Genomic DNA, 12,777 nt, shown 5'->3' on the forward strand with positions numbered 1-12,777 from the left:
TCCCGCCTGTTATCGCCTTGTTACAACGGAATATCCATGAAAGGAGAATCGCCATAAGAGGGTTAGTCCCAATTTGAGGCCACGTGGCAGAAATTAATCCCAAAATGCAGGCGAGCGTGACCTTTGGGACAGACGTACCTTTGGTTAATTCCTGAATAACCGGTTCACGAACTCTTCTGCGCCAGAAGCGAGTAAACCAATTTGTTTTATGCGGTGTAGAGGATACCATTTGCATAGTATGCTCTTTTTTCAGCCGTGGAAACATGCTAAACTTCGAAGTGCATCTCACTTTTTACTACGGGGAATAAGGCTATGCAGCATGTACAAACTATTTGGCTTACAGGCGCAACCAGTGGAATTGGTGAAGCTTTAGTGACAAAATTTCTGGCTGAAGGGAAACGGGTCGCTCTTACTGCTCGGAACGATCAAAAGTTGTCTGAGATTGCTTCCCGGCATCAAGCCGGAGAAAATTTAATGTATGTAGCCGCAGATGTTCGGAATGAAGATGTGCTTGCTGATGCCTACGACAAAATTAAGGCCGAGTGGGGTGTTCCCGATTTGGTTATGGCAAATGCCGGAACACACATAAACATGACAGCCAATGAAATCTCTATGGAAGCATGTAGGCATTTGTTTGAGATAAATCTTTACGGTGCTGTTAATACGTTACTCCTGCCGTTGCCTGATATGATTGAACGTGGAAGTGGGCATCTTGTAGGAGTTGGGTCGCTATCATCATACAGGGGACTTCCCTGGGCAGCGGCATACGGTGCAACAAAAGCGGGTCTTAATAACTTTCTGCAAAGTCTCAGGTTTGATGTTGAGACCTATGGGGTGACTGTTACTGCGGTGAACCCGGGATTTGTTGAAACACAGCTCACAAGTTTAAATCCTTTCCCCATGCCTATGATTGTGAGTGCAGAGCGGGCAGCAGAGTATATTTGGAAAGGGCTTTCTCACAAGAAGATGGAAGTACACTTTCCTCCACTTTTTTCATGGGCGTGCAAGTTTATGCGAATATTGCCATACCCGATATATCACCAAATTATCCGCCGCGTAACCGGAAGCGCTAACAGGAGAGGCTGATGGATAAAATTATTTGGCCACTATGTGCAATGATGTTGGTTGGATGTTCGAATATTTCTCCGAGCGAAAATGCTGTGGGAGGGGCTCCTTTTGTCCTTGAACAATTCTTTTCAGGAGAATTAAAGGCGCATGGTGTGATTTTAGGGTTCAGTGGTAAAGTTCGCCGCTCGTTTAATGCCGTTATGCATGGTGAATGGCATGAAGAAGCTGGAGTGACGCATGGCATACTTACAGAGCAGTTCATTTTTGATGACGGCGAAAAGCTAGAAAGGCGTTGGGAATTCAAGAAAATTGGTGAGAATCAATTCGAAGGAACAGCAGCTGATGTAGAAGGTCTCGCAAAACTTGAAGTATCCGGCAACGCTTTGAGGATGGACTACGCCTTGCTTGTACCTGTTAAAGATAAGACAATACCTTTGCAGGTAGAGGATTGGCTTTGGTTGATGGAGCCAAATGTTGTGGTGAACAAAAGTATTATGCGTAAATGGGGTTTTAAAGTTGGCGAGATTATCACGACAATTGTTCGTGAATAAGGAAAAGCAATGCTGCTCTTCAACAACTTGTTTATTTAAAAAGCATAAAATACCCCCTTGTCAAAAAATAGGTTCCCCAGTACCTCTTGCAAGAACTCAATCAGGGAGATTGTATGGGTGGGTTTGAACTTATTACTATTGCGATTGCTCTTGCTATGGACGCGTTCGCAGTTGCGATTGCAACAGGTGTTGCATTAAAAAAGGTAACCTCTCGTCAGACATTCAGGCTGGCTTGGCACTTTGGCCTGTTTCAGGCTCTTATGCCCATTCTGGGTTGGTATATGGGCAGTACAGTCCGTTCATCAATAGAGGCATATGATCATTGGATTGCTTTTGTTCTTCTTGGGTACATTGGCGCGAAAATGATTCGTGAAGCTTTTGAAGAAGATGAGGATTCGCAAGGAGACCCTACAAAAGGAATGACCCTAGTTGTCCTTTCAGTAGCAACAAGTATTGATGCTCTGGCAGTGGGATTAAGTCTTTCCATGCTGGGACTCTCTATCTGGTGGCCTGCTCTTGTAATTGGTATTGTTGCGTTGCTATTTACTGCAGCGGGACTACATTTTGGAAAGACCTTTTCTAGGGCTACAAGTGTCAGTAAGTATGCTGAATTGCTAGGTGGAGTTGTCTTGATAGGAATTGGAATAAAGATATTATGGGAACATGGGGTATTTACATAGTTTCTATGTTCATACGAATTACCATCTTGCTGTAAAAAAGCGACTTTAGAGAGTACTCTCTGAAGTCGTTTTTTTACGTCTTGTGAAATTGCATGATGAGAAGGTTATGTGTGGCTTCTGTTAAAAAAATAGACATCAATACCTGCTGCCTTTAAACAGGTGTCTATTTTTTAGACAGTTCTATTCTTCTGATATGTTGAGAAGTTTTGTTACAAGTAGATATCTGACTAAAATAGTACGAATTAATACAGTTGGTCTTTAATTTGCTGCATAACAAGAAGGAAATTGAGTGATTGTAAAAATTTTATACAGGCAGATATAAATATAATAACTCCATAATAATTATTTGAATATATTCTTTTTATTTGTTGGTCGCACTACGTCTTGGAGAGAAGTTATGGGTAAACGCATTGTTTTTGCAGTAATGCTCTTGTTGTTTGTGGTGGGAGATTTATATGCAGAGGAGAGAGAAGCTGATCCGTTAACAGGGTATTTGCAAATAGCCGCTGAAAACAATGGTGAATTGCAGGCTGCGTTCAGTAAGTGGCGGGCAGCAGTTCAAAAAGCACCTCAGGTGTCGACGCTTCCGGATCCACAGCTGAGTTTTGGAGTTTATATTGTCCCTGTGGAAACTCGAGTCGGTCCCCAAAGAATGAGTTACGGACTCACTCAAAAATTTCCTTGGCTCGGTAAGCTCGATGCCAAAGAGAACGTCGCTTTACGAGAAGCCGATGTTTTGAAGGCACGAGCTGACAGCATTAAAACTAGAATTTTCCGAGATGTTAAAGTTTCCTACTATGAATTGTTATATGTAACGCGCGCAATCCAACTGACAAGTGATCAAATTGAATTATTAGAATTCATGGAAGCAACAATTCGTGCTCGATATTCAGCAGGCAACGCGTTGTATGCAGATGTCCTACAAACACAAGTAGAGCTTGATTCAGCGCGGAATAGAAAAGCTTCTCTGAAGGATATGGTGTTACCACTTCAAGCTCGGGTAAATGCTGCTATGGGGCGTGCGGTTGATGATGTTGTTCATCTTTCAGAAGTTGCCAATTTGCAGTTGGATGTTGAAATCGAGAAGTTGAAAAAGCTGCTTGAGCAAAAGAATCCCGAATTACTTAGCTTTAATCAGCAGCTGGCAGGGGCTGATGCCCAAATCGTATTAGCTGAAAAGAATTATTATCCAGACGTTACGCTGGGGATAAAGTCAATCTACACAGATAAAGCTCGATCCGGTGATCCAAGTCAAAACGGAGATGACCCAGTTATAGCGAGTGTAAGTATAAATATTCCGTTATGGCAGGAAGCTCGCGATGCTGCAGTAGAAGAAGGTCGAGAGAAACGGCTGGTAGCCATCCAAGCGAAAAAAGGGCGTAAAGATGCTCTTCTCGCAGACTTAGAGTTGGCGTTGTATCGCTATCGTGATGCGATGCGACAAATAGATTTGTATGATGAAAGCCTAATTCCTAAGGCAGAACAATCAGTGGAAGTGAACCTTGAAGCTTATCAAAGTGGTGAAATTGATTTGCAACAGGTTATTGCAGCTGAGAAAACATATTTCGAATTATACATTGCCCAAGCGCGTGCACTTACAGATCAAGCACAGCGTATAGCACAGCTTGAGCAATTGGTTGGTACGGAACTCCCTGTTGTCCGCAAGGATCTAACTGGGTTAACAGAGTTATCCTTACCACAAACCGAACTCAATGTAACAGTTGAGTAGCACAGTAAAACGAGGAGATGAGATGAAATCAGTATTAAAAACATGTGTCCTTGCATTCGCTCTTGTTGCGTTTGCAGTGCAGGGAACAGCTGCATTTGCAGGAACACCGCAAACGAAGTGTCCAGTAATGGGGAATGAGATCAACAAGGATCTGTATGCAGATCACAATGGTAAGCGTGTGTACTTCTGCTGTCAGATGTGCCTGCCGAAATTCAAAAAGAACCCTAAAGTATTCATCAAGAAGCTTGAAAGTCAGGGTGTTGAGTTAGAAGTCGTTAAATAATCGCACATGCGCGCTCTCTGGTGCGGTATTGGAGAGCGCGTATGAATTTTTAGGAGAGTGAGATGCAGCTACCTCGTTATATAGGTAAAGTTGTTTTTGGTGCAGCTGCAATTGCGTTAGTCGGGGGCATTTGGGCATCAGATATTTGGGTTGCTCATGATCATGACGATGCCAAAGCTACAAAAGTAACGAGTGCAAAGCAGGGGGCAGATACTGAGAAGGCAACCGGTAAAGTTGTGTGGACATGTTCCATGCATCCACAAATTCAGCTGCCGCAGCCGGGGAAGTGTCCTATTTGCTTTATGGATCTGATTAAGCTTGAAATTGATGCAAACAAAGCACTTGCAGAAAGCTATCGCCAAGTTGAACTTGATAGTGCTGCTCGAAAACTGGCTGATGTTGAAGTTACCCCTGTTTCACGCCAGTCTGTTACGTCCGCCGTGCGTATGGTCGGTAAGGTTGATTATGACGAATCGCGTGTGGAAACAATCAGTGCATGGACAGCCGGCCGTATAGATCGTCTTCTTATTGCAAAAACAGGCAGCGTGGTGCGTAAAGGACAGCCCATGGCTGTTATCTATAGCCCGGAGCTGTACTCCGCTCAGGCAGAATTGATTCAAGCTGTTGCAGCAGAGTCTCGTCTTTCCTCAAAAAGTTCTTCTATTATCCGTCGTTCAGTCGCTAATAATATAGCGGCTGCCAAAGAGAAATTACGCCTTTTAGGGTTATCTGAAGGACAAATCGCTTCTACCGCAAGACAAAGCACTCCTTCTAAAAATATAACTGTCTATGCTCCCCAATCCGGCATTGTTATTCGTAAAGATGTTGTTGAAGGGGCGTATGTAAAAGCAGGTGAACCTCTGTACTCAATAGCAGACCTTTCTATGGTCTGGGTAGTGCTTGAGGCATACGAAACTGATCTTCCGTGGATTGCTGTCGGAGATGCTGTAACCTTTACAGCAGAGGCTCTTCCCGGAAAAACATTCAGCGGTAAAATTGTCTACATCGATCCTGTCGTTAGTCAGAAAACTCGCACTGTAGCTGTACGTATTGAGGTCAAGAACCCTAACGATCAGCTTAAACCGGGCATGTTCGTTCAGGCTTCACAACAACAGTCTGCGAAAGGCAAAGATGATGCTTTAGTTATCCCTGCATCTGCTCCTTTGATCACCGGTAAGCGAGCCATTGTGTATGTACAGAATCCCGATAAAGAAGGCGTTTATGAAGGTCGGGAAATTGTTCTAGGAGCAAAGAATAACAATTCATACGTCGTAAAAAGCGGGCTTCATGAAGGAGAGCTGGTTGTAAGTAAAGGAGCTTTCAAGCTCGATAGTGCTCTTCAGATCATGGCAAAGCCGAGTATGATGAGTGATACAACGGCTGCACATACGTCTTCTCATGCTTCCCATGACCACAAAGATACTGACCATCTTGGCGCACCGCCTATCCTTGTGTCTAAATTGTACTTCATGAATACTGATTTCGAATCGCTGAAGCGTGCTTTACAGCAAAGGAATATCGAACAAGCTCAAGCGCTGTTTGCTAAGATAGGACAAAAGCTTGGCTCTATAGAAACATGGATGCTTGAAGGCGATGCTCTGTTGGCTTGGAAAGAGAACGGAATGCTGCTTGCGAATGATTGCATCCTTGGTGCAGAAGCAGAGTCTTACAAACGTCAGCATGAACTGTTCGCTTTGGCATTAGCACATTACTCTGCATTAAAAGAGGCTTTCGGTGTAAACAGTATTGCCAAGTCTCTTACTCCGGCTCTTGATGCTCCGCAAAAATTTAAAATGGAAATTGGATCGGCTCTTACAAAATATGTCGGTGTTTCAGAAGCATTAAGTAACGATGATGCCGAAGCAGCGCGTATTGCATTGAAAGACTTTTCTGCAGCTGTACATGCTGTCTCCAGTGCGGGGCTTTCAGAAAAGGCTAAGTCTTTCTGGCAAACACAGCAGCAGGTTATCACTTCCGGCATTGCTGAGATGCGTAATGGAAAAGATATCGAGATCATGCGTAAAGGCTTTTTCACTATTTCAACGGCAATGTTGGAAATCGTGAAACGCATGGGAATTTCCCTCAACGGTGAGCTTTATGAAATCCATTGCCCAATGGCTTTTGATAACAAAGGAGCTGGCTGGTTGCAGCAGGATGAGAGTATCCGTAACCCTTACTTTGGCGCAAAAATGCTTAATTGTGGCGAAGTTAAAAAGCAGCTTGCTGTAGAGTAAGGGGATATCTGTGACTGATAAAGAAACTATTACAGAGAAAAAAGATATCGAATCTGTTCCAGCTGTAAAAGGTGAGTCTACAGATGGTATCGTCCCACGTACTTTCACTGAAAAGCTTATCTATTTTTGTCTAAAGCGTAAGCTTGTGGTGGTGCTTCTCACCGTGCTTTTACTCGGGTGGGGGGCTATGGTTGCGCCATTTGACTGGGATTTAGGAGGGCTTCCTCGCAATCCGGTTCCTGTGGATGCAATTCCAGATATCGGTGAAAACCAGCAGATAGTCTTTACAGCATGGGATGGTCGTTCTCCGCAGGACATGGAGGATCAGGTTACATATCCTCTGACGGTCTCCCTCTTGGGTATTCCGGGAGTAAAGACCGTACGAAGCTACTCCATGTTTGGCTTTTCCACGATCTACGTCATTTTTAATGAAGATGTAGAATTCTATTGGTCGCGTTCACGTCTGTTGGAAAAATTGAACAGCCTTCCACCGGGAACCTTGCCGCAAGGTGTGCAGCCGACATTAGGACCGGATGCCACTGCACTGGGGCAAGTCTTTTGGTATACGCTTGAGGGACGCGACTCTGAAGGCAACCCGACTGGAGGCTGGGGGCTGGATGAACTCCGGAGCGCACAGGACTGGCTTGTCCGTTATGGCTTGCTTTCAGCAGAAGGTGTGTCTGAAGTAGCATCCGCTGGTGGGTTTGTTAAAGAGTATCAAATTGATGTGAACCCTGATGCCATGAGGGCATACGGTGTTACTCTTCAACAGGTAATTTCCGCCGTTAAGCAGTCAAACTTAGATGTTGGCGCGCGAACGATGGAGATAAACAGCGTTGAGTATATTATTCGCGGGGTAGGCTTTGTAAAGACGCTGGAAGATCTCGAAAAAGCCGTTATCAAAGTTGAGAACAATACACCGATAACCGTGAAGGATGTCGCTTCAGTTACCCTCGGCCCTGCAACACGGCGTGGAGCGTTGGATAAAAACGGCGCAGAAGCTGTGGGTGGTGTTGTCGTAGTCCGCTACGGGGAAAATCCACTTGAGGTCATCAAAAATCTTAAAGAAAAAATCGCGACGATCAGTGCAGGGCTTCCAAGTAAGACGCTAGCTGACGGCACTGTGTCAAAAATTACCATTGTCCCGTTTTATGATCGAAGCGGGCTTATTCAAGAAACGCTAGGGACATTGGACAGTGCACTTACCGAAGAAATTCTGATTACTATCATAGTTGTTCTTATTGCGGTCATGCACTTCAAGAGTTCCCTTGTAATTTCTTCGCTTCTTCCCCTTGCTGTGCTTATGTGCTTCATTGCTATGAAGACCATAGGGGTTGATGCCAATATTGTGGCTCTTTCAGGCATTGCTATCGCCATTGGTACAATGGTGGATATGGGCATCATTATTTGTGAAAATATACTTAAGAAACTTGAAAAAGCTCCAGATGGTGCAGATTCGTTACGACTGGTCTTTGACGGCGTTGCGGAGGTAGGCAGTGCTGTAATGACCGCTGTTGCCACTACAATAATCAGCTTCTTACCTGTGTTTGTAATGGATGGCGCAGAGGGGAAGCTGTTTAAACCGTTGGCGTATACAAAGACATTTGCGTTAGGTGCTTCCATTCTGTTGTCTCTTACTGTGTTGCCAATGCTTGCGCACCTGCTTTTTAAAGCCAAAAAATCCGGTGGAGTAGTAAAACTTAAGGCCTGGCTCATACCTGCTTTGATGGTTCTTTTTGGTATAGTGGCTAGTGTAACAATTGCTTGGTGGCTTGGGCTAGTTATCGCATATATCGGCATTAGAAGAGTTTTGCGAGAATACTTACCAGACACAGCTCAACACATTTTGGAGCGCATAGAAAACTGGACGGTAATTATAGCAATTACCGTGGTTCTTTCTCAACACTGGCTGCCGCTTGGGCCAGAAAAAGGTTCATTGCTGAATATACTATTCGTAGGCGGAACTATTGGTGGCCTAATGAGCTTTTTCTACGGCTTCCAGAAACTTTACCCAACATTGCTTAGTAAGTTCTTACGTTACAAAGCAACTTTCATGTTGGTTCCACTTACTATTACAGCTTTCGGTATGTGCGTTTGGCTTGGTTTTGGTACGCTAACAAGCTGGCTGCCTGACTCTATCCGTGCGACCGCACCAATGGCAGCGTTAAATCATGCACTTCCGGGGTTAGGCAAAGAATTTATGCCTCCATTGGATGAAGGCTCATTTCTCTATATGCCTACAACTATGCCGCATGCTTCAATTGGTGAAGTTCTGGATGTCCTAGCAAAGCAAGATAAAGCCATTCAACAGATTCCTGAGGTTGAAAGTGCTGTAGGTAAGCTCGGTCGAGCAGAAACTCCGCTTGATCCAGCTCCCGTCTCCATGATTGAAACGGTTATCAATTACAAGCCGGAGTACTTTTTGGGAACTGACGGTAAGCGCATGCGGTTCAAGTATGATGAATCAAAAAAAGATTACATGCGGTCAGTGGATAACAAACTGCTTCCTGCAAATGATGGATACCCGTACCTCGTTCAGGGGTATTATGAACGTGATGCAGCAGGGCATTTGATTCCTGATCCTGACGGTCGGCCTTTCAGAATATGGAGGATGGCGCTTGATACAAAGCTTAATCCTGACCGAGATGCATGGAACGGTGTACGTTCCACAAACGACATATGGGATGCTATTGTTATCGCCGCACAGATGCCGGGGGTAACGAGTGCGCCTAAGCTGCAACCGATTGCAGCGCGAATAGTTATGCTTCAATCGGGAATGCGTGCACCTATGGGAATAAAAATTAAGGGCCCGACACTTCCTGTAATTGAAGAATTTGGACTGCAGCTGGAACGCTACTTAAAGCAGATACCGTCAATTATGCCTGCCGCTGTGACTGCGGATAGGATTGTTGGCAAGCCGTATATTGAAGTCGTGATAAACCGTGATGCGATTGCACGGTATGGCATTACAGTCACAAAAGTTCAAAACGTCATCGACAGTGCCGTTGGCGGGCGTGTAATTACAACCACAGTAGAAGGGCGTGAGCGATATCCAGTGCGAGTGCGGTATCAGCGAGAATTGCGAGACTCCATAGAAGGGCTTGAGAACATTTTGGTTGCTTCACCAACAGGAGAGCAAATTCCCTTATCGCAGTTGGCAGATATCCAATATGTTCGGGGACCTCAGGTTATTAAAAGTGAGGACACATTCCTGATTGGATATGTTCTTTTTGATAAACAACCAGGGTATGCTGAGGTAGATGTTGTAGAACAGGCACGCGATTTTCTGGATCAGAAGATAGCCATCGGGGAATTGAAGATCCCTGCAGGAGTATCATTTGAATTTGCCGGAAGTTATACAAACCAAATTCGCGCTCAAAAGAAACTGGCCGTCATCTTACCGTTGGCATTGTTTGTTATCGTTATTGTTCTGTATTTGCAGTTTAATGCGATTACAACAACATTGATGGTGTTTTCAGGTATCATTGTTGCTTGGTCGGGTGGCTTCATCATGATCTGGTTATATGGACAGGATTGGTTCTTGAATTTTTCAATTTTTGGAACACACATGCGTGAACTTTTCCAAGTTCACCCTATTAACCTGTCCGTAGCCATCTGGGTTGGTTTTCTAGCATTATTCGGCATTGCGTCAGATGACGGCGTCATCATGGCAACGTTTCTTGATGAATCAAAAGGCAAAAAGCAACCAACGACCGCAGAAGAGGTACGTGCCTTTGTTGTTGAAGGGGCCAAACGGCGAATTCGACCTGCATTAATGACTTCAGCCACAACGTTACTCGCGTTGTTGCCAATCCTTACATCAACAGGGAAGGGCGCAGATATTATGGTTCCGATGGCAATACCGTCTTTTGGTGGCATGACGATAGCACTTCTTACGGTCTTTGTTGTCCCTGTGTTTTATTGTTGGGTTGAAGAGCGCAAACTGAAAAGAAAACGGTAAATTGGGCTACGATAAAAAACAAAAAAGCTGTCGAATACGTATATCTACGAATTAGGCAGCTTTTTTGTTATTAAAAGTAATGATGAAAGAAGTGCACAAGCTTATTTCATGTGATGAAAGTTTTTTCGATTGATGACAGTTAAATTTAAAAAATAAAAATTATTATTACAAACTGTTATATCGATATAATCGTTTAAAGACGATGCTTTTGTTGACAAATATTGTGAGTGGCTTTAATTAATCGTCAGACGGCGATGAATGATGTCGCATTACAAAAAAAGAGAAAAAATATGTCTGAATGTATAGCATCCACGAACGCTGCCTTTTCTACCTCAGAGCAAGATGAGTGTAATGAGAAAGAAATTGCGAAGCTCGCAAAAGCACTGGCACATCCTGCTAGAGTTCGAATTATGCGTGTCCTTAACACACTTCATAATGCTGGCGGATGTTTGAATAGCAGCCTTGTTTCTGAATTAGGACTTGCTCAATCTACCGTATCAGAACATTTACGGATTTTAAAAGAAGCGGGTCTTATTACGGCAGAACCTAATCCACCGAAGGTTTGCTATCATATTAATCAAGAAACAGTTCATCTGTTTCAAGAGCTTATTACTGAAAATTTACAAGAAAAATAGGCGCAAGCCTTTTTTTATTTATACTAAAATCGTCTTTCGACGATATACGATATTTTGTCGAGTTAAAAATTTTTTAAATAGATTATCGTCTTTCGACGAAAATCGATAATGAGGAGAAAAAATGCAAAGTCGTCTTAGCTTTTTAGACAGATATTTAACAGTGTGGATATTTGCGGCAATGGCTTTAGGCGTTGCCCTTGGAGTAATTTTCCCGCAAATGCCAGAATGGAATGAATCCATGTCCGTTGGCAGTACGAACATTCCGTTGGCTATCGGTCTAATTCTCATGATGTACCCACCGCTCGCTAAGGTTAACTACAACCTTCTAGGTACAGTCATGAAAGATAAAAGAGCCGTAAGCCTTTCTTTAACGATGAACTGGCTTGTCGGCCCTGTGTTAATGTTTGCATTGGCATTAATTTTCCTTGGAGATCATCCCGGTTACATGACAGGGGTCATATTAATCGGCCTTGCACGCTGTATTGCAATGGTTCTTGTGTGGAATGACATCGGTGGTGGTAACAAAGAATACGCAGCAGCATTGGTGGCATTAAATAGTGTTTTCCAAATCGTAACGTATAGCTTCCTTGCTTGGCTCTTCATTACCGTTCTTCCACCATACTTTGGTTTTTCCGGATTTGAGGTGAATATTTCCATAATTGATATTGCTGAAAGCGTTTGTATTTATCTTGGAATTCCCTTCCTCGCTGGATACCTCAGCAGAAGAGTGCTGGTGAGCAGTAAAGGCGAAGAATGGTACAATACTAAGTTTATTCCCGCTATTTCTCCAATTACTCTTATTGCATTGTTAGCAACAATTGTACTGATGTTCAGTTTGAAAGGAGAAATGATAGTTGAACTTCCTTTTGATGTGCTTCGTGTAGCGATCCCTCTTGTAATCTACTTTGTAGTTATGTTCTTTATCAGCTTTTTTACTGCCAAAAAGATGGGCATTCCTTTTGATAAAAACGCATCCATTGCATACACCGCAACCGGCAATAACTTTGAACTTGCTATCGCTGTAGCCATTGCTGTCTTTGGCTTGAACTCAGATCAGGCTTTTGCCGGAGTAATTGGACCACTCGTTGAAGTACCGGTTTTAATAGCTCTAGTTAACATCTCGCTTCGTCTCAAAAAAAGTTATGGAAAACAGCGAGTTCAGCTTTCTGCACAAGAATCTGCCGCCCGATAAATGAGGTAACGATACATTTATGGGAAATGTGGCATCCGCCCCCTGAATAAAGGGGGGCGGGACATATAGAAAAAATTAGGAGAATACCATGAGCACAACAATTGAAAAAATTACCTGCGTGACTATAGACTTTGAAACATACAACGGGCAGCCTTTATATAAAGCGTTATTGGAAGTGGCGGGTGGCACTAACGTCCTTCAAGCTACTGCGACAAAAGGGCTTGGGATAGTAAACAAGGATACAGAATTTACCAACAATTCAGCTTTTAAAAACCCACCACATCCTATTTTTGTGCACGTTATTGGGACAGAGGAAGATAGTGCCGCGTTTTTGAAAAAGGCTGCACCAATGGTGAAAAACCATGTTGTACTTAGAGAAAAGCTAGAATTATTTTCCAATGAAAGTACCCCGTCATTATCAGTAGCTATCTAGGAAAACTAAAC

Annotated in this window: 11 protein-coding genes; 10 read left to right on the forward strand and 1 reads right to left on the reverse strand. The window is 43.5% G+C overall.

Annotation, left to right across the window (positions count from 1 at the left end):
- Positions 1-235, reverse strand: a 235-nt coding sequence (locus QZY95_RS01135; protein ID WP_290918207.1) for a hypothetical protein, incomplete at its 3' end; no start/stop codon positions are given.
- 77 nt (positions 236-312) lie between these two features.
- On the opposite strand from QZY95_RS01135, the gene QZY95_RS01140 reads away from it, so the two are divergent.
- From QZY95_RS01140 to QZY95_RS01185, 10 genes are all read left to right on the forward strand, one after another.
- The gene (locus tag QZY95_RS01140) at positions 313-1,086 is read left to right on the forward strand and encodes an SDR family NAD(P)-dependent oxidoreductase (protein WP_290918210.1); all 774 of its coding nucleotides are present in this window, start codon (positions 313-315) and stop codon (positions 1,084-1,086) included.
- A complete protein-coding gene (locus QZY95_RS01145) occupies positions 1,086-1,619 on the forward strand; it encodes a DUF3833 family protein (protein ID WP_290918213.1) in 534 nt (177 codons plus the stop codon). Before QZY95_RS01140 ends, QZY95_RS01145 begins: the two co-directional genes overlap by 1 nt.
- Before the next feature lie 113 nt (positions 1,620-1,732).
- Positions 1,733-2,299 carry a manganese efflux pump MntP family protein gene (locus tag QZY95_RS01150; RefSeq protein WP_290918216.1) on the forward strand — a complete coding sequence of 189 codons (567 nt, stop codon included), beginning with the start codon at positions 1,733-1,735 and terminating at the stop codon, positions 2,297-2,299.
- Between the two features lie 397 nt (positions 2,300-2,696).
- Complete coding sequence (locus QZY95_RS01155) at positions 2,697-4,028, forward strand: TolC family protein (RefSeq protein ID WP_290918219.1); 1,332 nt, start codon at positions 2,697-2,699, stop codon at positions 4,026-4,028.
- 22 nt (positions 4,029-4,050) lie between these two features.
- The gene (locus QZY95_RS01160) at positions 4,051-4,311 is read left to right on the forward strand and encodes a TRASH domain-containing protein (protein WP_290918221.1); all 261 of its coding nucleotides are present in this window, start codon (positions 4,051-4,053) and stop codon (positions 4,309-4,311) included.
- Positions 4,312-4,373: 62 nt separating this feature from the next.
- The gene (locus QZY95_RS01165) at positions 4,374-6,545 is read left to right on the forward strand and encodes an efflux RND transporter periplasmic adaptor subunit (RefSeq protein ID WP_290918224.1); all 2,172 of its coding nucleotides are present in this window, start codon (positions 4,374-4,376) and stop codon (positions 6,543-6,545) included.
- A gap of 88 nt (positions 6,546-6,633) precedes the next feature.
- Complete coding sequence (locus QZY95_RS01170) at positions 6,634-10,506, forward strand: efflux RND transporter permease subunit (protein ID WP_290918265.1); 3,873 nt, start codon at positions 6,634-6,636, stop codon at positions 10,504-10,506.
- A 290-nt stretch (positions 10,507-10,796) separates the two neighbouring features.
- Complete coding sequence (locus QZY95_RS01175) at positions 10,797-11,141, forward strand: metalloregulator ArsR/SmtB family transcription factor (protein ID WP_290918227.1); 345 nt, start codon at positions 10,797-10,799, stop codon at positions 11,139-11,141.
- A 121-nt stretch (positions 11,142-11,262) separates the two neighbouring features.
- The gene (arsB, locus tag QZY95_RS01180; protein WP_290918230.1) at positions 11,263-12,333 is read left to right on the forward strand and encodes an ACR3 family arsenite efflux transporter; all 1,071 of its coding nucleotides are present in this window, start codon (positions 11,263-11,265) and stop codon (positions 12,331-12,333) included.
- Between the two features lie 88 nt (positions 12,334-12,421).
- Positions 12,422-12,766, forward strand: coding sequence for a DUF190 domain-containing protein (locus tag QZY95_RS01185; protein WP_290918233.1), 345 nt, complete (start codon positions 12,422-12,424; stop codon positions 12,764-12,766).
- Positions 12,767-12,777 lie beyond the last annotated feature (11 nt).

It is taken from the genome of Halodesulfovibrio sp. (assembly GCF_015482765.1).
GTDB lineage: Bacteria > Desulfobacterota > Desulfovibrionia > Desulfovibrionales > Desulfovibrionaceae > Halodesulfovibrio.